The sequence below is a fragment of the Paralysiella testudinis genome, assembly GCF_016894345.1.
In the GTDB taxonomy this organism is placed as follows: Bacteria; Pseudomonadota; Gammaproteobacteria; order Burkholderiales; family Neisseriaceae; genus Paralysiella; species Paralysiella testudinis.
This window is the reverse complement of the sequence record NZ_CP069798.1, coordinates 607,706-628,318: the sequence shown is the minus strand read 5'-3', so window position 1 is coordinate 628,318 and position 20,613 is coordinate 607,706. Positions and strand designations below refer to the sequence as shown.

19 protein-coding genes are annotated in these 20,613 nt (G+C 47.2%); 1 reads left to right on the top strand and 18 read right to left on the bottom strand.

The features are described from left to right. Positions 1 to 5: 5 nt before the first annotated feature. The 18 genes from JQU52_RS03245 to JQU52_RS03160 form a co-directional block, all read right to left on the bottom strand. Positions 6 to 1,157 carry a DegT/DnrJ/EryC1/StrS family aminotransferase gene (locus tag JQU52_RS03245; protein WP_230339727.1) on the bottom strand — a complete coding sequence of 384 codons (1,152 nt, stop codon included), beginning with the start codon at positions 1,155 to 1,157 and terminating at the stop codon, positions 6 to 8. Further along, the gene (locus tag JQU52_RS03240) at positions 1,154 to 2,449 is read right to left on the bottom strand and encodes a glycosyltransferase family 4 protein (RefSeq protein WP_230339726.1); all 1,296 of its coding nucleotides are present in this window, start codon (positions 2,447 to 2,449) and stop codon (positions 1,154 to 1,156) included. Before JQU52_RS03240 ends, JQU52_RS03245 begins: the two co-directional genes overlap by 4 nt. Next, on the bottom strand, positions 2,406 to 3,287 hold the full coding sequence (locus tag JQU52_RS03235; RefSeq protein WP_230339725.1) for a UDP-3-O-(3-hydroxymyristoyl)glucosamine N-acyltransferase: 882 nt from the start codon (positions 3,285 to 3,287) through the stop codon (positions 2,406 to 2,408). Before JQU52_RS03235 ends, JQU52_RS03240 begins: the two co-directional genes overlap by 44 nt. Then, positions 3,272 to 3,907 (bottom strand): PIG-L deacetylase family protein, encoded by a 636-nt coding sequence (locus JQU52_RS03230; RefSeq protein ID WP_230339724.1) that lies wholly within the window; start codon positions 3,905 to 3,907, stop codon positions 3,272 to 3,274. The genes JQU52_RS03235 and JQU52_RS03230 overlap by 16 nt, the downstream gene beginning before the upstream one ends. Before the next feature lie 74 nt (positions 3,908 to 3,981). Then, positions 3,982 to 5,067: a glycosyltransferase gene (locus JQU52_RS03225; protein WP_230339723.1), complete on the bottom strand. Its 1,086-nt coding sequence runs from the start codon at positions 5,065 to 5,067 to the stop codon at positions 3,982 to 3,984. After that, on the bottom strand, positions 5,060 to 6,175 hold the full coding sequence (gene wecB / locus JQU52_RS03220) for a non-hydrolyzing UDP-N-acetylglucosamine 2-epimerase (protein ID WP_230340513.1): 1,116 nt from the start codon (positions 6,173 to 6,175) through the stop codon (positions 5,060 to 5,062). The genes JQU52_RS03225 and wecB overlap by 8 nt, the downstream gene beginning before the upstream one ends. A gap of 21 nt (positions 6,176 to 6,196) precedes the next feature. After that, complete coding sequence (locus JQU52_RS03215; RefSeq protein WP_230339722.1) at positions 6,197 to 7,228, bottom strand: EpsG family protein; 1,032 nt, start codon at positions 7,226 to 7,228, stop codon at positions 6,197 to 6,199. Between the two features lie 95 nt (positions 7,229 to 7,323). Next, positions 7,324 to 7,872 (bottom strand): acyltransferase, encoded by a 549-nt coding sequence (locus JQU52_RS14755; RefSeq protein ID WP_230339721.1) that lies wholly within the window; start codon positions 7,870 to 7,872, stop codon positions 7,324 to 7,326. Further along, entirely contained in the window at positions 7,869 to 9,083 is a 1,215-nt protein-coding gene (locus JQU52_RS03205) for an MATE family efflux transporter (RefSeq protein ID WP_230339720.1), read from the bottom strand. The genes JQU52_RS14755 and JQU52_RS03205 overlap by 4 nt, the downstream gene beginning before the upstream one ends. Positions 9,084 to 9,114: 31 nt before the next feature. Next, entirely contained in the window at positions 9,115 to 10,203 is a 1,089-nt protein-coding gene (locus tag JQU52_RS03200; protein WP_230339719.1) for a DegT/DnrJ/EryC1/StrS family aminotransferase, read from the bottom strand. Positions 10,204 to 10,205: 2 nt separating this feature from the next. Further along, complete coding sequence (locus JQU52_RS03195) at positions 10,206 to 10,802, bottom strand: acyltransferase (protein ID WP_230339718.1); 597 nt, start codon at positions 10,800 to 10,802, stop codon at positions 10,206 to 10,208. A gap of 17 nt (positions 10,803 to 10,819) precedes the next feature. Beyond that, entirely contained in the window at positions 10,820 to 11,872 is a 1,053-nt protein-coding gene (locus JQU52_RS03190; RefSeq protein WP_230339717.1) for a Gfo/Idh/MocA family protein, read from the bottom strand. An 11-nt stretch (positions 11,873 to 11,883) separates the two neighbouring features. Further along, positions 11,884 to 13,197, bottom strand: a complete 1,314-nt coding sequence (locus JQU52_RS03185; protein ID WP_230339716.1) for a nucleotide sugar dehydrogenase — start codon at positions 13,195 to 13,197, stop codon at positions 11,884 to 11,886. A gap of 162 nt (positions 13,198 to 13,359) precedes the next feature. After that, positions 13,360 to 14,166: a cell division protein gene (locus JQU52_RS03180; protein ID WP_230339715.1), complete on the bottom strand. Its 807-nt coding sequence runs from the start codon at positions 14,164 to 14,166 to the stop codon at positions 13,360 to 13,362. Further along, positions 14,163 to 15,884, bottom strand: a complete 1,722-nt coding sequence (locus JQU52_RS03175) for a bifunctional biotin--[acetyl-CoA-carboxylase] ligase/type III pantothenate kinase (RefSeq protein WP_230339714.1) — start codon at positions 15,882 to 15,884, stop codon at positions 14,163 to 14,165. Before JQU52_RS03175 ends, JQU52_RS03180 begins: the two co-directional genes overlap by 4 nt. A 65-nt stretch (positions 15,885 to 15,949) precedes the next feature. Then, positions 15,950 to 16,846: a DMT family transporter gene (locus JQU52_RS03170; RefSeq protein WP_230339713.1), complete on the bottom strand. Its 897-nt coding sequence runs from the start codon at positions 16,844 to 16,846 to the stop codon at positions 15,950 to 15,952. Between the two features lie 213 nt (positions 16,847 to 17,059). Next, positions 17,060 to 18,139 carry an iron-sulfur cluster carrier protein ApbC gene (apbC, locus tag JQU52_RS03165; protein ID WP_230339712.1) on the bottom strand — a complete coding sequence of 360 codons (1,080 nt, stop codon included), beginning with the start codon at positions 18,137 to 18,139 and terminating at the stop codon, positions 17,060 to 17,062. Positions 18,140 to 18,363: 224 nt separating this feature from the next. After that, positions 18,364 to 19,113, bottom strand: coding sequence for a class I SAM-dependent methyltransferase (locus JQU52_RS03160; RefSeq protein WP_230339711.1), 750 nt, complete (start codon positions 19,111 to 19,113; stop codon positions 18,364 to 18,366). Between the two features lie 131 nt (positions 19,114 to 19,244). On the opposite strand from JQU52_RS03160, the gene gorA reads away from it, so the two are divergent. Further along, complete coding sequence (gene gorA / locus JQU52_RS03155; protein WP_230339710.1) at positions 19,245 to 20,600, top strand: glutathione-disulfide reductase; 1,356 nt, start codon at positions 19,245 to 19,247, stop codon at positions 20,598 to 20,600. The last annotated feature ends 13 nt before the right edge of the window (positions 20,601 to 20,613 follow it).

Sequence of the window (20,613 nt, the reverse complement as noted above, 5' to 3'; positions counted from 1 at the left end):
GCCTATCACAGTAACGCATGTATGGTTTCAATGACATATTGTTGATCATTATCTGTCATAATAGTATACAGCGGAATAGACACCACATTCTGAAACAAAGAATCAGCATGGGGGAAAGAAGATGATTGCAGTTGATAGTTATCCCGCCATACCGGCTGCCTGTGTAGAGGAATAAAATGAACAGAACAGCCAATTTGTTGTTCTGCCATTTTGATAATAAATTCATCACGCGACACCGTAGCATTATCGGTTAAGCGTATTGGATATAAATGCCATGCATGATGATTGATATTATCCGGCATCGGCGGCAACGCTAAAGGCAAATTGGCTAGGCCCGCATTATAGCGCGCTGCCATCAAACAGCGCTTCTCATGAAAACGGTTGATTTTCTTTAGCTGGTGCAAACCGATAGCAGCACTGATATCCGGCATATTGTATTTAAAGCCCGGCTCAATCACTTCATAATACCAAGCCGGTGTTTTAGATTGGTAGCGATCAAAAGCATCGCGGCTGATACCATGCAAACGCATAATTTTGCAACGCTCGATAATGGCCGGATGGCGTGATACCAACATCCCTCCCTCTGCCGTGGTCATGGTTTTATTGGCATAAAAGCTGAATACGGTAACATCTGTATCCAGCGTACCAATAAGTTTATCTTGATAGCGAGATGGAAAAGCATGTGCTGCATCTTCTACTATTTTCAAATCATGCTGTTTGGCAATGGCAATAATACGTTGCATATCGCAAGCAAGACCGGCAAAGTGCACCACCATAATGGCGCGGGTTTTATCGGTAATTGCCGCTTCAACAGCTGCAGGGTCAATATTATAAGTAGCTGGATCAATATCCACAAAAACCGGATGTGCGCCCAAATAGCGCACCACTTCTGCAGTAGCAGTAAATGTATAAGTGGGCACAATCACTTCATCCCCTGCTTTAATACCCAATGCCTCTAAAGCCAAGTGTAAACCGGAAGTGGCGGAATTTACCGCCAATGCTTGCACCTCGCCACCCAGGTAGTCGGCAAAATCAGCCTCAAAGCGCTTGGCCTTTGGGCCCGTTGTCACCCAGCCTGAACGCAGGCTGTCGACTACTTCTGCAATTTCTTCTTCGCCAATTTCAGGTAACGCAAAAGGAAGGAATGGGCGATTCATTTTTTCATTACCTCTAAAAATTGATTAGCCAACACTGTATAAGTTTGGTTTTTTAGAATAAATTCCCGACCACGTTGACCCATCGCCAATCTTTCTTCTTTAGAAAGCTTGGCTAATACAATAATACCATCTGCAATAGCTTGCGGATTCCCCGGCTCAACCGTAATACCACACTGCTCATCACCCACCGGATCATTACCCGCTTTGATCGCACAAAGAATAGGCTTGGTTGCCATCATATAATCCATAAGTTTGTTGGGGCTAACCCCAAATCGATACAATGGTGAATGTTGCGCTGCAATGTACGCAAGATCAAAATATTTCAATAAATCTGGAATTTGTGATTTAGGGATTGAATCAAAAAAATGAACATTATTTATCTGCAAATATTGTGTTTTTTCTTGTAAATTTTTCTTTTCCAAACCAGATCCAACTAACACAAAAACCACACCTTGCTTTTCTAACAATTTAGCAGCTTCTATGAAATGTTCTAAAGCATTGGATGTTCCATGCGATCCCGCATAACCAACAATCAATTTACCAAGAGATTGCTGCTCTAGTAAAAAATCATTCAATCGTGAGTTAGGCAGTGCTTGAGTATTTTCAGGCAGCCAGTCTTCTTCAACAACTCCATTGGGAATAATATATAATTTATTTAAGTCTAAACCGTGTTCTTTCATATGTTCATGCACCTTAGGCAGCATAGAAACAACCTCATCAGCATGTTTATAGGCGTAATTTTCAGCTGCTTGGCACAACATAATAAATGGATGCTTGGGCGACATACCGCCTAACTCAATAGGAGATAGCGGCCATAAATCATGCACCTCAAAGATTAATTTCGCCTTAGCTTTTTTAGCAAAATGATGAGCTACCCAAATATCCATAGGGTAAGTACTTGAAGCAATAACCACATCTGGCTTAGCCGTTTCTAACAGATTACTCGTATCTCGCCATAAACCCCATAAAAAAGTAAAAATATTCTTCAACCTGCCAATGCCATTACCATCATACTCAGGCGCTGGATACCAAACATAATCAATTCCATCAATATGCTCAATTGTTTTGCGATTAATTTGCTCACCATTAATCGAGGGCTGTTTGGTGCGAATATGGGAGAAAGCCGCCGCGGCCATGGTAACCCTATGTCCCATTTGCTGCCAAGCTTTTGCCATATAATATGGACGATACTCCATCCCGTACTTAGGAGAACCTGCATAATGATTGATATACAGTATATTCATAATTTTAAATATCTTGATTTCTAATAAATTTTGCCGGATTACCTGCATGAATTGCGTTATCCGCTACAGACTTTGTAACCACCGAACCGATACCAATTAAGGCATTTTCACCAATAGATAGTTTTTGAATGATACAAGCATTAGGACCAACCCAAGCATTTCGCCCAATATGAACCCCCCCACTGAGCTCTGCACAAGCAATAACGAATGCACCTTCTTCGATAATACAGTTATGTGCAATATGCACTAAATTATCCACTTTGACATAGTTTTTAATAATGGTATTTGATAAAACACCTCTGACAACACAAGTGTTCGATCCTATTTCCACATTTTCACCAATCTCTACGCCACCCAAATGAGGAAAGCGAATAGGCAATCCTTCCTCTCCCATTCGCTCAAAACCAAAACCATCGCCTCCAATAGATGAATTGGCTCTAATCCTCGAGTTTTTGCCTATAGACGTACCACTATAAATCACAACGTTATGCTCTAATATAACGTCTTCTGCAATTTTACAGCCTCGCTCTATCAGCACATTTGAACCCATGATCACCGATGGGTGAATTTGTGATTCAAAATCAAAATGAGAAAAACCAATATGCTTTTCTAAAAAATCCAAAACTCGAATAAAATTCAAACGTGGATTGTCAGTATAGATATAACAAGTTTTTTTTTGCATCGGCATTTTAGGTTTTTCCGAGACTAAAATAGCACAATTCACCTCAATATTTTGAATCGATTTTGCAAACGAAAAACTGCCTTCAGTAATTTGATTTAGCGCTGCAACGTTCGTGATTTCAAAATCATTAAAATCATCAAACAATATTTGATTGGCAATTAAAATTTCTTTTAAAGATATCGATTTTTTTAGCTTATAACCCATCGTATCACCTCGAAGCTTTCCGCATATTCCGCACCAATTTGCACACCACGCGTTTTTGCTAAAGAGAAAATAAACTCTTCTGACATATAATCACGTCCATTTTGCGATTTATAGCACTGAAGTGCAGCAACTTTTTTTGCTACATGATGCTTACTCAATTTAATAAATGAAGTTGTATCAAATGAAAGATTATTCCAAATCAACTCGTAGCCCAAAATAGTCGTTCCCTTAAAAGCTCTTAAACCTTCTTGGGCAACAGTTGTATGATCTTGATGAATATCTTTTAATGAAGGCATCAGCACGAGATCAAATTTTTTAGTTCTTTTAATGTGTATTAAATTTTCCAAAATTTCTTGGCGTGCATAGTTTAATTTACGCACCTCATAATTAAGTACAATCAAATGGTCAGACGGGATACCTAGTGCCTGCGTAGCCTCTCGAACCTCAGTTTTTAAAATATCTTTAGGCATGCCATCAGGTACAGATTCTTCTGCTGTAGAAAATGCCACATAGGTAACATCAGCGCCTAATTCTAAAAATTTAGCAATTGCACCACCTGCGCCTAATTCCCCGTCATCTGTATGCGGGGCTAGAACTAAAATATTTTTAAAGTCATTCATAAATTTATTTGTATGTTATATCGATAAAAATCTTATCATTGCTACTAATGGTATTTCTATGAGAATCACGCCAATTATTCTGTACCTATAAAAATATTTAACTCTTCTCTTGCCAGTTGTGCTGAGTTAAATATTTTTACTAATGGAAATTGTGCAACCGCTTTAGGTTTGGGTATATAGTCATGGGTTAGTTTTATTTTGTGGAACTCTAAGTTTTTAACAAATACACAATTTGAGTAATAATCTAACATTTCATGGCAAACTGGCAAGTCTGAAATAATCATTGGTATACCATAAACCGCCATTTCACACATCATAACACCTTGAGCATCTAAACGAGTGGGCATGATAGCGTAGCGATAGCTATTGAGAAGTTCTGGAATATCTTTTTGATGTACAAAATCTGATATGTGGAAGATATTTTTAGGTTTAGGCAGATGTTGAAAATACTGCCCTTTACCATATATTGTAAAAGTATATTGAGGATTATTTTCAGCTAATGCAACAACCAAATCAATTCCATATTTGCTATTATCCAAAGGTCGTATCGTAATAAAATCTCCTTTTTTAGCACAATCGGCATTAAAATTTTGATTCACAAAAGCCTGGTTAATAGGATTATTGATGATATATATTTTATCAGTATTTATGCTGCCTAAACATTTAAGGGCATTATCTTTCATCCAATTACTTACAAATATTAATTTTAATTTATGCGAAAAATGATTAATCGACAATCGCATGATCTTTAGCTTAAAGTAATCATATAAATCTTGCGACCAGTTTTTAATAATGTTTTTCCGCTCCCACGGGTAAATTCTTGGATAGTAGTCATTGATCTTGAGTGCCTCATGCCCATGGAAAATAAAAGCCACCTTTCTAATGTATTTAAAAGATTGCCATAAAAATAGGATATGATTTCGAATATTTGGAGCATGTGAAACAACGCAGTCATATTGAGCCAAATCTCGAATATTTATAGAGTTTCTTTTTAAGACCTCTATCCCTTCAAACGTGTAGTTTTCTTCCGCGCTAAAACTCAATACATCTACAGATACCCCTAACTTTAGGTATTCTATATTTCGACTATGTACAAACCCCATGTTATAAATATTTTTGTGACTTGGGTAGGACTCTGTAATTACTAATAGTTTAGCCATGTACTTTCCCTAAAATCACATCAGCAATTTTCTTAGATGCCGTACCATCTCCATAAGGATTATGGGCGGCACTCATTCGAGCGTATAAAGTTGCATCATTAAGTAAGCTTGATGTATGTTTTACGATGTTTGCACTATCTGTTCCAACGAGAAGTACAGTGCCAGAATCAACAGCTTCAGGCCTCTCAGTATTAGCCCGCATAACTAAAACAGGCTTTCCCAAACTAGGTGCTTCCTCTTGTATCCCGCCAGAGTCGGTTAATATAATGTGAGATTTACTCATTAGGTAAACGAAATGATCATAACCTGTTGGCTCTATCAGGTAAATATTATTCTGTTTTGATAAGGCTTTATGGACGGGGTCCATAACATTGGGATTTAAATGTACGGGATAAACAAAGGCAATATCAGAGTATGTTTCAGCTAATTCTCTAATCGCTTTACATATATTTTCGAACCCAACACCAAAATTCTCTCTTCTGTGTCCTGTGATTAAAATCATATGACGATAATTATCTAAAAAACCATATTGCATTTGCATGATATTTTGATAAGCAGATTTTTCATTAATTGACTGCATAATTAATAGTGAGTCAATCACTGTATTTCCTGTTACAAAAATTTTATCCTCTGGAATACCTTCTTTTAGAAGATTTATTTTTGCTGTTATTGTAGGAGCAAAATGCAAATCTGCAAGACATCCAACAATTTTACGATTACCCTCTTCAGGCCACGGAGAGTAAAGGTTATTAGTTCTAAGTCCTGCTTCAATATGCCCAACTTTTACTTTGTGGTAGTAAGCAGCCAAAGTTGTAGCCATAGTAGTTGATGTATCCCCATGAACTAAAACTAAATCAGGTTTTAGTAAATTAAAAATCTCTTCTATTTTTTCTAAGATTGAGGTTGTTATTGATGTGAGGTTTTGATTTTTATGCATGATATTTAAATCAAAGTCAACATCTATATTAAAAAGCTTTAAAACTTGATCTAACATATCACGATGTTGCCCTGTTACACACACACTAAGCTCTATCTCGTTATACGACTTTAGTTCACGAATCAAAGCGGCCATCTTTATAGCCTCCGGCCTCGTACCAAAAACGATCATTATTTTCACTTCAACACCTCCTTAATGGAATAACATTTCATCTAATATATTTTTACTTCGGTAGGGTTGCGTGTCTCCCAAAAGATAATTTTTATATGGTAAGTATAAATTGATTTCATTGCTATTAGCATAGATAGAGTATCCATAATTTGTTGCTACATAAATAACCAATAATAAGATTAAGGCATATTTTGATGACAAATTGACCTTTCTAAATATAAGGATAAGCATTATTGGTTCACATATGCCAAACATGAGTAAATATCTAGAAACTGTTAATTGACTAATAAAAAATAATGCCGCAAGAGAAAAAGAAAATAAGCTCACTATCCAGCAAATATAAACATAAGAAGCTTTATTTTTAATTTCTTCTTTTAATATAAAATAGAATGCTGTAAATATAACTATTTTTTTTACCAACTGGAATGTTATGGTGATTCCACCAAATCTCAAATAGCCTAATATTTTAGAAGTGTAAAAATTACTACTTAATATATTAACAATAATTGAGTTGTTTATAGATAAAATAAAAACGAGTCCAATTATCAGGCAAATATAAAAAAATTTTATTGAGCGCCTGCCTTTTAATAGTGTTGGTATTAGTAGCGCAGGAAGTAATGAAGCATGAAAAAGGATCCCAATTAATATATAAAAATAAAACCACCTCACTCTATTGGCTACTAAATAAGTGCTAGCCACAAATAAAAAAGAGGTAGCAATAGCGAACCTAATTGAGCCCAAATCAAGATAAATCAGAAATGTAGAAAAATATAAACAGAAATAATAACCATAATTTATTTTCAGGTCATTAAGTAATCTTAAATTACGTAGAGCATAAAATTTTAGTAACATTGCCAATGATGTGGCTATAAAGAACATGTAAAATTCATTATTGGTAATGTATTTTATCCAGTAATTCATCCAAAAAAATAATAGCTCAACGTTTGGCTCTGGATAGTGAAGGTCAATTGAGTGGAAAAAATGATAGTATGAGTAGTAGTCACCTCTTGATATCGAAGCGGATATAGTAATTGTAATTACCACAAACAGCATGATTCGAATCAGCAGTTTAAATGAAGGACTTGGGTGACTCTGCTCTAAGAATCCACATATACAAACCAATAGTAAAGAAAAGTAATAATAGAGCATTATTTATATACATCCAAACAAGTGATGATGCGAGCCTTTATTTTTTTAGCAGGTATCCCGCCCCATATTTCCATAGGTGGGATATTCTTGGTGACAACTGCTCCTGCAGCAACAACCGATCCTTTGCCTATAGTAACGCCTCGCAAAACCACAACATTAGCACCAATCCAAACCTCATCTTCAATAATAGGGCAAGGCAGATTGAGGTCGGCAGACTGATTTAGTTCTTTTAAAATGGGTGAGTTAGGAGACATAGAAATAGCACTTATATCGTGTTCTGTTGGGCCAATCAAAACATTATAAGCAATCGAGCAATATTCCCCAATCTTTGCAGAAAAAATACATCCCGAGTTGACATAACTGCCTTTACCCATAGAGACATCTTTACCAATAACCGCATCTCCGATATAAGCGGCATATTTTATATCTGCCCACAAGGATACTTTTGCAGAGGAGTCTAACTTAACCCCTAAAAAAGATGCCCTCATAAATCCCAAAAAATAATAAGCTTTCTTTTTCAGAAGTTGTGTTATGTTGTAAATGATCATACGCTTTTCCTTTGTGTTTTAAATGATCTGGTAACAAGCGTAAACAGTATCATCAATAAAGACAGATCACCGAGAAGCCAAGATAGCGCAACCATTTTTAAATCATTTTGGAAAAGAGATAAAGATCCAAAGATAAAAATAATGCTTGCTGCTACTTTAAGTATATAAGCGCGTGTATTACTGGTAAATGATCCCATGGCTATATTCATACAACTTAATAAGTTAGTAGCATAAACCAAAATCCCCGCGCTCAAAAGTATTTGCATACTGGGTATCGCAAACTCTAATTCACCACCAAAAACATAGGGAACAATATATTTCAGCAAATAGGCTAAAAATAAACTGATAGGTAAGATGGGTAGCCCAATCCATAAAAATCGCTTCAGTTCTTTTGATAGCACTGCTTTATCATGGTTTTTTGACCAGCGATTAAAAAATATAGGGGAAACCATATTTAATGGTAGAGCAAATGCCAGATAACAATACACAGCAATATTAAAACCGCCAATAGCCTTTTTATCCATACCAAAATAGGACATCAGCCAGTAAGTAGTCATGGGCAGCAAAGTCATAGCAAGACCTTGTAAAAAAATACTATTGCCATTAAGCAGTATGGGTCGCCACTGTAGCGCTCTTCCTCCGCTGCTGGGTTTAACCAACCACAGCATGATTATAAAAGCGATCAAGCCTGTGAGCACATAAGCCAAAGGAAGGGAGATAGGAATATCTACAAAAATGCCCAAGCCTATAAAAACAAACAAGCCTAAAGCAGGCAAGATACTAATCAGCGCAAATTTTTTTCCATCATTTTGGGTTAAAAAAATTCCTCTTAATAAACCATGACCGACTAAACCAGCAATGGCTGCACCAATAAAAACATAATGCACAGTAGAAAAACTGATTACATTAGAGCTGTAATGAAACCAAAAATAACTAAGGATGCTGGCAACAGTAAAAATAGCGACAGGATAAATACTCGAAAACCGCTTCAGGATCTGAGCTGAGGTGTTTAGTTTATTGATTGTATAAATAAAACTTTGAGGAAAGCCAAAACATCCGATAACGACAAGTAAATCAATCCATGATTTGAGTAAGGCAAACTCCCCTTGTTTGCTAACACCTAAATATCGTGTAATCAACCAGACCACCGCAAAACCTGAGAGTGTACCTAAGGATTGAATAGCAATAGAGGAGCCAATTTTTCGAATCATGGATATTGATTTTTTGATTTTACCGTATTGGTTAAGGGGCTAAGGCATGAGAGAGCACGCGGGTAATAGACTCTTGATCCACAACTTGCAAATACGGATGCATCGGCAAACTCATCACCTCCTCAGCGACCAAGTCTCCAATCGGCAATGCCACATCACTCGCTACGGCAGGTTGCTTATTGAGCGGTATGGGGTAATGCACAGCGGTGGGGATACCCGCTTCTTTTAGGGCTGCCTGAACATGATCGCGGTTTTTGACGCGGATGGTGTATTGGGCGTAAACGCTGTGGTTATGGGGTTCTATGTAGGGTGTGCTGTGTATGCCTGCTTGGTTTAGCTGTTGCTGGTATTGATTGGCAACTTGTTGGCGTAGCGCGATTTCCTCATCGAGAATGGCTAATTTGGGTAATAAGATCGCGGCTTGGAGGGTGTCTAAACGGCTGTTTACACCTACTCGGATATGGTGGTAGCGGCGGTCTTGGCCGTGTCTGGCGATTTGGCGGATGATTTTGGCCAGCTCTGTGTCATTAGTAAAGATGGCACCGCCATCGCCATAGCAGCCTAAGGGCTTGCTGGGAAAAAAGCTGGTGCAGGCGATGGTGGTAAGGTTGCCCGATTTTTTACCTTTATAGGTAGCACCAAAGCTTTGGGCGGCATCTTCGATTACCGGCAGGTTGTACTTAGCGGCAATGGCGTTGATGGTATCGTAGTCGGCGCATTGTCCATAGAGCGATACGGGCATAATGGCACGGGTTTTGCTAGTAATCGCAGCTTCGATTAGGGCGGGGTTGATATTGTAGGTTTTTTCGTCGATATCCACATAAATCGGTTTGGCGCCGAGCAGGGCGGCTGTTTCGGCGGTGGCAATATAGGTAAAGCCGGGGATGATAACTTCATCACCTGCACCAATACCTAATGCCATCAAGGCAATTTGCAGGGCATCGGTGCCATTGGCCACGCTGATGCAATATTGAGCACCGCAGTAATTGGCCAGATTTTCTTCTAGCTCGGCAACTTCGGGACCGAGGATGTATTTGCCGTGACTCAATACTTTTTGAATATTGGCGTCGATTTGGCTTTTAATCCGCGCTTGTTGCGCGGCGAGGTCGATAAATTCCATGTTTATTCCGCTACAGCCGCTTTATTGAGCTGTCCATTATGTAAAGTGTAAACAGTGCCCGTATGGCTGCAAACAGCTTTGCCGCTGCCGACAACAGGTAAAGCCAGTTGTTCCCCATATTCGCTCATCCAGCCGATTTGACGTGCGGGAACGCCCACCATTAATGCGTAATCGGGTACATTTTTATTGACTACGGCACCCGCCCCGATAAAGGCAAAGCGTCCAATGGTGGTACCGCACACAATGGTACAGTTTGCGCCCAGCGTAGCACCTTTTTTTACCAAGGTATCGCGGTATTCATTTTTGCGTTCAATCAATGAACGCGGGTTATAGACGTTGGTAAACACCATACTGGGGCCGCAAAACACGCCTTCTTCCAGATGGACATTGTCATATACGGAAACATTATTTTGAATTTTGCAGTTGTCGCCAATGGTAACGTGGTTGCCCACAAATACGTTTTGGCCTAAAGAACAATTTTGGCCGATTTTAGCGCCAGCACAGACATGGACAAAATGCCATATGCGACTGCCGACACCGATTTGCGCGCCATCATCAATAATGGCACTGAGGTGTACAATGTAAGCGGAGGTAGACATTCTTTCAGGCAGCCTTATCAATAAACCAAAGGTAATGATACCGTTTTGTTATCGCGCGCAGCCAAATAAGCTGCAATCAGCAATTCCAACGATTTCAAACCTTCACGTCCGTCGGTAACCGGTTCGGCTACGCCACGCATAACATCGATTACATTCTTGTAATACAGAGGATGGCCAAAGCCGTAAACCGAGGTGGTTTCATAGTTGGCGGCTTTCACTTGCTCATCGTAATCGCGGCTGTCGGCAAATTGCCATTCTTGGATTTCATTCACCGCCATGCCGCCAATGCGCACAGTGCCGGTTTCGCCCAAGATGGTGATGGAGCCTTCCAGGTTTTTCGGATAGGTGCACATGGTTACCGCCATTGATCCTAATGCACCATTGCGCCAGCGGATATTCCATACGCCGGTGTCTTCGGTTTCAATATCGCGGTGGGTGGAAATCATGGCTTGTACATCTTGCACCGGGCCTATCAGCCACTCAACCAAATCCACATAATGGCTGGCCTGGTTCATAAAGGCGCCGCCGTCAAACTCCCAAGTGCCGCGCCAGCCGCCGCCTTGGTCGTAATACGACTGCGGGCGGGTCCAGAAAACATTCAGGTGCACCATGTGGATTTTACCGAAACGCTTTTCCTCTACCGCGCGCTTAAGCAATTGCAAGGTAGCATTAAGGCGGTTTTGTTTTACCACAAATAGGCGTTTACCGACTTTATCGGCGGCCTGAACCATGCGCTCGCCATCATGCAGGCGTGTGGCCATCGGCTTTTCGGTGATGACATGGAAACCGGCTTCTAGCGCTTGTACTGCTTGCGCCGGATGCTGTCCGGACGGGGTGGTAAGTACAATTATATCGGCATCGGTATCCGCCAATAGGGCATTGATGTTGTTATAACCCTTGGCACCGGTGCGTTCAACCGCTTGTTGCAAGGCCTGTATATCGGTATCGCACACGCCCACAATGCTGATGTCGCCGGCATGAGCTTCCATGGCACCAAAATGGTTATTGGCGATGCGGCCACAGCCTACCAGTGCCAGTTTTAGTTTGCGGTTTTGTATGGTATCCAACATATTTTTTCCATTTAAGCTTTGATAACGCGATCATGCTGGCCTTGGTATTTACCGCGGGTATCCACCAATACACGGGCGTGTTGTTTGAGCAGATCGTAGTCGAACTTGTCGTGATCGGTGGCCAGAATCACACAATCGAAACTGGCCAAATTTTCGGCGGTGAGTGTTTCACTGGAGAGCGTAAAATGATGTTCGCGCATTTGTGGGAATACGGGCACATGTGGATCCGAATAGGCCACTTGGGCACCTAAATCGCGCAAACGTTCCATAATCATCACCGACGGGCTTTCGCGCATATCGTCAACATTCTTTTTATAGGCAATGCCGAGCACTAAAATCCTGCTGTCTTTAATTGATTGATGGTTGTCGTTCAGCGCCAGTGCCACTTTGCTGACAACATAATCGGGCATGGCAGAATTTACCTCACCCGCCAATTCGATAAAGCGGGTGTTGACGCCATATTCCCGCGCCTTCCAAGTCAAATAGAATGGATCAATGGGAATGCAATGCCCGCCTAAGCCGGGGCCGGGGTAGTAGGCCACGAAACCGAATGGCTTGGTGGCAGCCGCATCAATTACTTCGTGGATATCAATCCCCATTTTGTCGGCCACTATTTTCATTTCATTAACCAAACCGATATTCACCGCACGGTGGATGTTTTCCAGCAATTTGGTCATCTCGGCAGCTTTGGTGGAGCTCACCGGCACCACTTGATCAATGGCAGGGCGGTAAAGTGCCAAGCCTGCCTGCAAGCAGGCCGGTGTATGGCCGCCAATCACTTTGGGAATGGTGCGGGTTTCAAAATGGGGGTTGCCGGGATCTTCACGCTCAGGCGAGTAAACCAGAAAAATATTTTCACCCACGACCAAACCACTCTCTTGTGCACGGGGCAGCAACTCTTCTTCGGTGGTGCCCGGATAGGTGGTGCTTTCCAATGACAAAACCTGACCTGCGCGCAAATAGGGCTTCACAGCATCGGTGGTGTTGATCACAAAGCTCATGTCCGGCTCACGGTATTTATTTAACGGCGTAGGCACACACAAAATCACCGCCTCACATTCACCGATACGGCCGAAATCGGTGGTGGCTTCAAATAAATTTTGCCGTGCGGCGGCAATTTTGGTGGCGGGAATATGCTCAATATAAGTCTCGCCTTGATTAAGCTTACTTACCTTGACTGCATCAATATCAAAACCCAATACCGAATAGCCAACATCAACATAACGCAACATCAATGGCAGACCTACATAGCCCAATCCCACAATGCCGATTTTGGCTGATTTGTTATCAAGTTTATCAATGGTGTTTTGTAAAAGGTTTGGCATACGGAAATCCACAATAATTAATTTTTAAGGTGTTTAATCAAGATTAACTACAAAATTATGGCGGTGTTTTGGCAAAGCTCAAAACACCGCCAACGTGTTATTTTGGTAAATAATTTAGCTTATTTATCCAATGATAATACCAAATTCCAATTATTGCGATAGTTATTTTTTACACGTACCGCGCTGCAAGCGCCCGTAGCGTTGGATAATTTGGTTGATGTCTTGCGCCGCTTGGTCGTCTACCTGAATAAAGGTAATGCGCATTTTGGCCACACTCAGTGCCGCCGCTGGTGCTTCGGTGGCGGTAGTGCCCCCCAGCTGGGTGATTTCGGCCTGGCTGAAGCCGTTGATTTTGGCGCGCGCGAGCAGGGCTTCGGCATCATTTCTGCGGTTGAATACGCCCAAGCTTAAGCGGCCATTACTGATGGCCGTGTCGAAGCCTTGTTCTTTCAGGCGCGCGCGCATATCGGCGCCGCCATCAATCGCAACCATATAGCGCACACGGCTGCTGGTGGCTTTTGCAGGTGGGCTACCGCCTTGTTCGACAAAGCGGCTGGCGGCGTGCGGCCAGCGGCTCAACAAGCCTTTAATGCGGTGGTAGTCGTCTTCAGGCAGCACGGCGGTGGCACTGCAATTAATCGCGGGGGCGGCCGGGCTGGAAGGGGTGGTTTGCGTTTGAGTTTCAGCACGCGCTTTGGCGGCGGCTTCCGCACGCGCCTTCGCCGCCGCTTCCGCACGCAATTCGGCACGGGTTTTGGTTTCCGGCGGCGGGGCAACCGCAGAGGCCGGCTCGGGCGGGTTGATGGTGACCACCGGCTCAGTGACGCTGGCGGCGGGCGTAGGCGTAAGCGCCGTAGCGGGCGCTTCGACCTGTGCGGTGGCATGCGGGGGACGCATCAGTTTGCTGGCCACCACATTACCAAAAACGATAATGTTCAGCGCCACCAAAATGGCAAACAACCATTTCATGTGTGTTCAACCCAATTCAAAAGGCCGTAAATCACCAAATTATCCACAATTTCAACGCGGTTGTCTAAACTAAACTGCGGCGGCAATGCTTGCGCTACCTTGGCCGCGCCGCCGCCGGTGATAATCAGGTCTACCGGCTTGCCCGCGCCCACTTTGTGTTGCAAACGCCCGTGCATCAATATGATAGCGCCGCACACGGCGTCCATAATGCCGCTGGCCAAGGCGTTGGGGGTGGTGGTGGCAAAGGGATAAGCCTTGCCCAGCGGGCGGTTGAGGTTGGCGGTGCGCTCGGCCATGGCTTCTTTCATCAGGTGAAAACCGGGCAGGATGCTGCCGCCCAAGTAGTGGTTGTCGTCGGTGAGCGCATCAATGGTTACCGCGGTGCCGCTGCTCACCACCACGCAAGCGTGTTGGCTATAGCGACGGCTGCCCAGCACATTAAACCAACGGTCGGCTCCGTGTTCGGCCGGGTTGCGATAGTGGTTGCGCACGCCCAAGGCTTGCGGCATTGACGACAGCCATTCGATGGCTTGCGGCAATTGCGCTGCCACCAACGCCTGCTTGGCCGCGCCGCACACGGCGGAGCCGACAATACGCTCGGTGCCGGCGCCGTATTGGCGCCAATCGCTGGCGATCTGGCGCAAGTCGGCATAGGCGGCTTTGCCGCTGTGGCGGATGTGGCCGTGTTCCACCCATGCCCATTTCAGCTTGCTGTTGCCGCCATCGAGCAGCAGGTATTTGTGCGCAGTGGCCACCGGCGCGGCCATCGCCCCCGGGCGCAAGCTGATTTCGCCGCTTACCACGGTTTGCTCGCCTGCCGCGGTGCGCAGGCGCAGGGCGCCGTGTTCGGTAATGCCCAATACAGTGCCTTCGCACAAAGGCTGTTGCTGCTGCAGCAAATGCACGGTTTGCTGGTGGTCGCGGTGATGTTGTTGATAGGCTGCCTGAAAAGGCGCAAAGCCGTGTTGGTTGAACTGCGGCAACATGGCGGCCAAGTGGTGCAGCAAGCGGGCGTAAACATCTGCCACTCGGGTGGCGGGCGCCACGGTTTGGATCGACGTGGCCTGGGCAATGGTTTTGGGCAACACAAAATTGAGGCCAATGCCAATCACCGCCACGGTTTGCGCTTGCTGGCGCACGGTTTCAATCAGAATACCGCCCAATTTGTCGGCACCCAGCACCAAGTCGTTGGGCCATTTGATTTGCGCCGCCACGCCCACATCGTGCAGGCTGCGGCACACCGCCAGCGCCACCACCAGCGCCAAGCCGCCCAATTGCGCTTGCGGCAAGTCGAAAGCCCAGCCGATGCTCAGCATCAGGCACTCGCCGCTACGGCTCACCCATTCACGCCCTTGACGGCCGCGTCCGGCACTTTGGGCATAGGTCACGCAGATGTGCTGATGTGCTGCGGCAGCCGATTGCCGCGCCCGCAATAGCAACTGGTTGTTGCTGGAATCGGTTTCTTCGATTAAGGCTGCCTGAAAGCCGTGGCTGCGGGCGTGTTGCTCGATGGCATCGCGGCTGAGAATGGCCAACGGGCGCACCAGCCGCCATTGGCCGTCGTGCTGGCGCAACAGGCCGCGCAAATGCGCAGGCATGCGTTGCCAGGCGGCGTTCAGTTGCGCCGGTTTTTGCCCCAGCGCTTGCGCCAAGGTGCGGATGTGGTGGCGGTGGCCATCGGCCAGCAGCGCCAATAAGGCCCAGTGTTGTGCGTGCATAAATTTGGACGACGTTAAGGTGCGGCCACTATACCGCAGGGTTTTGTGTTTGGGTATGGCAAGAGCTATAACGGCATCCGCTTCGGTGCCGGGCGCAGCACTGCATTGGCCGCTGCTGCGGCCACAATCAGGGCAATGCCCAGCGCTTGCAATACACCGATATGCTCGCCCAGCCATAGCGTGGCCAGCAGCACCGCGGTGAGCGGCTCGATAATGGTGAACACCGAAGCTTGGGCGGCGGGCATTTTTTCCAGCCCTTTGATAAACAGAAAATACGGCAGCAAGGTGCCCGTGAGCACCAGCGCCAGCGCATACAGCCAAACGCTTTTATTCGGCATCTGCCACAATAGCGCCGCCGCATCGTAGGGCAGTGCCGTGGCCAGCAATACCAGCGCACTGAAGGCAATCGAGGTAAACAACACCAGCATAGGCGGATTGCCTTGCATGGCGCGCTTACCCAACACGCCGTAAAGCGCATAACACAAGCCGGAAAGCAGGCCGAACAACAGCCCTACCGGCTGGGCGGAAATGCCGCCGGCCATGGTGAGTGCCACCCCGGTGGCGGCCAATACCGTGAGCAGCGCCTGCACCGGCCGAATACCTTCGCCCAGAATCAAACGCGCCAAAATCAGACTCCACACCGGCGCGGTATACAGCAAAGCCACCGCCACCGCGCTGCCCGCATGGGTAACGGCCGCAAAATAAAACCAGCTCATGCCCAACATCCCCAGCATGGATTGCAAGGCCAAAAACGGCAAGCGCCGCCAATGTAGATTGCGTAAATACGGCCAAAACAGCGGCAACAGTAGCAACAGCACCGCCAGCGCGCCCACAATGCGCACCGCCGCCACTTGCGAAGACGTAAAATGCAACTGGTGCAAACGGGTGCCGATTAGCCCCAGCGTGCCCCAGCACACAGCGGCGCCGATGATTTGCAATATGCCGATAAAACGGGGAGACATGGTGGTGGTGCGTCCTGATAAATGATTTGGAATGAGCTTATCGGCGTTTCAGGCAGCCTTAGGTCGAATGCTTAAATCCGGCACTTATTCTGTTACAAGAACCAGAGAATGGGCTGCCACAAAAACAGCAGCCTTCATCAGGCTGCCTGAAAGTAACAATAAATTTTATTTCCTGCATAAGGCTGCCTGAAAGATTCAGGCAGCCTTAGCGCTTTATTCCACCACAATTTTCGGAAAACGGCTGCTAAAGTCTTTGCCTTTATCCGCCACGGCCTGCACCAGCTGCCAGGCGGCATCGGTGTAGGCTTGTGCCAAGGCAGGCTCGGTGTGTGCCAATTCAGCGGCTTGGCCGGCGTCCATCGCCACGCGGATGGGCAGGCTCAGCGGCAGCTGCCCCAGCAAGGGCACGCCCAGTTTTTGTGCCAACAGTTTGCCGCCGTCGTGGCCGAAAATCGGCTCGGCATGGCCGCATTGGCTGCACACATGCACCGACATATTTTCCAACACCCCGAAAATGGGAATATTCACCTTATTAAACATATCCACCGCCTTGCGTGCATCAATCAAGGCGATGTCTTGCGGCGTGGTGACCACCAGTGCGCCGGTAACAGGGATTTTTTGCGACAGCGTAAGCTGAATATCACCGGTGCCCGGCGGCAGGTCGACAATCAAATAATCCACATCGTCCCAGCGGCTTTGAAACAGCAATTGCTGCAAGGCTTGGCTCACCATCGGCCCGCGCCACACCACCGCTTGATCGGTGTCGACCAAAAAGCCGATTGACATCACCTGAATGCCGCCTTCGGCCCGCACCGGAATAAAATGGCCTTCTTGTTGTTGCGGTGCCGCAGCGGCCACGCCCAGCATGGTGGGCTGGCTGGGGCCGTATAAATCGGCATCGAGCACGCCCACGCGTGCGCCCATGCGGCTTAAGGCCAATGCCAGATTGGCGCTGGTGGTCGACTTGCCCACGCCGCCCTTGCCCGAAGCCACGGCAATGATGTTTTTTACCCCGGCAATGGTGGCCACGCCCGGCTGCACTTTGTGGGCGGTGATGTGGCTGTGAATGGTGATTTCCAGCGGCGCGGTGCCGATGTGCGGGCTTAAGGCCGCCGCCACCGCCGTACGCAATTCGGCCTCGATATGGCCAACGGGATATGGAAAACCAAGTGTGATGTGGACGCCTTGGCCTTCTGCGCGGATTTCGGCCACGGCTTTTTCGCCGCCCAAGGTGCGTTGGCTGTGGGGAAGGGTAACGGCATCTAATGCGGTGCGCAAAACTGCGGTGTTCATGCAAAACCTCGTTGATGGTTGATTTATACCAATCCTAGAAAATAACCTAAAGCGTTAGCTCGCCTTGTCGTGCGTGTGTACTGTCTGCGGCTCAGCTCAAAGAGAACGATTTACTAAGGCGCTGAAGCACCAAGTAAATCAGTTCCGCCTTGTTATCTTATTTTTATGATTGGTATGATGTGTGGGGGCGTATTTTAGCCGATTTGGCTTGCGCATGGGCCTTTTCAGGCAGCCTTATGTGCTTCAAAGCGCAAGCGTACATAATCGGCCAGCAGGCAGCCGTTTTCTTGCAGCAACTGCTCTTGCAATTGTGCCGCCGCTTGTTGCAATACGGCGACGCGCACCGCGGGTGGCATTTCTGCCAGCAGGGGCGCGGCAAAGGTGGCCAGCCAGCCGGTGATGCCGGTGGGCAAGGGCGTGGGGCGGGCAAACAATACCATGCGCTGCGGTGCCAATCCAGCCTGTTGCAATAAGGTGCTGTATTCGGCTTGAGTCGGAAAATACCACACCGGACGCAAGGCAAAGCCGTGGGCGGTGGCGGCTTCGGCCAGCGCCTGATGAATAGCGGCCACATTGTCCGCACCGCCCATTTCCGCCACCAGGCGCCCGCCCGGCTTCAGCGCCCGATACACTCCGGCCAGCACGGCGGCGGCGTTTGGCATCCAGTGCAAGGCGGCATTGGAAAACACGGCGTCAAATTCGGCGTGAAAATCGAGCTGTTGCGCATCCATACACGCTGCGGCCAGCCCGCGTGCTTGTGCAGCCGCCACCATATCGGCGCTGCCGTCGATACCGAATACATCGGCACCGCTGGCGGCCAATTGTGCGGTGAGCGCACCGTCACCGCAGCCCAAATCCAAAATACGCTCGCGCGGCTGTGGTGCCAGCCACGCCAATACATCGGTGCCATAGGCGGCCACAAAGGCGGCATTGTATTGATATTGGGCGGCTTGCCAATGTTGGCTGGGTGGCATGGTTTGCTCCTGTGTTGATATTAAAGGTATCCGTTTCACATTATGCAATCATCTATGGCCGCCGGGCAGATTTTCAGGCAGCCTCAAACCAAATCGGCTACACTCATGCCCGATACAGCAAGGAGTGCAAGATGACAGCAAACCACTATGATTTTATCGCCATCGGCGGTGGCAGCGGCGGCATTGCCTCGGTAAACCGCGCTGCGGCCTACGGCCAGAAATGTGCCCTGATTGAAGCCAATTTATTGGGCGGCACCTGTGTTAACGTGGGCTGTGTGCCCAAAAAAGTGATGTGGTATGGCGCCCAAGTGGCCGAAGCCATCCACCGCTATGCGCCGGACTACGGCTTCGATGTGGCCGTGCAAGGCTTCGATTTTGCCCGTTTGGTGCAAAGCCGCCAAGCCTATATCGAGCGTATTCATGCTTCTTACACCAACGGCTTGGCCAAAAACGGCGTGGATGTGATTCACGGCTTCGCTTCGTTTGTGGATGCCAACACGGTAACGGTGAACGGCCAAACCTACCATGCCAAACACATTGTGATTGCCACCGGCGGCCATCCCGTTCGCCCCGATATCCCCGGAGCCGAATACGGTATTGATTCGGACGGCGTATTCGCACTCACCGAGCTGCCGCCGCGGGTGGCGGTGGTGGGCGCCGGTTATATTGCGGTGGAGCTGGCCGGGGTATTGCACAGCTTGGGCGTGGCCACGCATTTGTTTGTGCGCCGCGACAAACCCTTGCGCAGCTTTGACGATATGTTGTCCGACACGCTGGTGGAAGTGATGCAGCAAGACGGCCTAGCGCTGCACCGCCAAGCCACACCGCAGGAAATCATCCGCCAGGCCGACGGCAGCCTCACGCTGGTGCTGGCCGATGGCCGACGCCACGACACCGATTGCGTGATTTGGGCCACCGGGCGCGCGCCAGCCACCGATAAACTCAACCTTCAGGCCGCCGGGGTGGCGGTGAACGAGCATGGCTTTATCCCGGTGGACGCCTACCAAAACACCAATGTACCCGGCATCTACGCCGTGGGCGACAACACCGGCGCCGCCGCACTCACGCCGGTGGCGGTGGCGGCGGGGCGGCGTTTGGCCGAGCGTTTGTTTAACCACAAACCGGATGAGCGCCTCGATTACACGCTGATTCCCACCGTGGTGTTCAGCCATCCGCCCATCGGCACCGTGGGCCTAAGCGAAGCCGAAGCGCGGCAGCAATACGGCAGCGAACACATCAAGGTATATACCTCGGCCTTTACCGCCATGTACACCGCCGTAACCCAACACCGCCAACCTTGCCGCATGAAGCTGGTGTGCGCCGGCACCGACGAAAAAATCGTGGGGCTGCACGGCATCGGCTACGGTGTAGACGAAATGATTCAGGGCTTTGCGGTGGCGATGAAAATGGGCGCCACCAAGCGCGATTTCGACAACACCGTGGCCATTCACCCCACCGGCTCGGAAGAATTTGTCACCATGCGTTAACGGCCAGCGCACA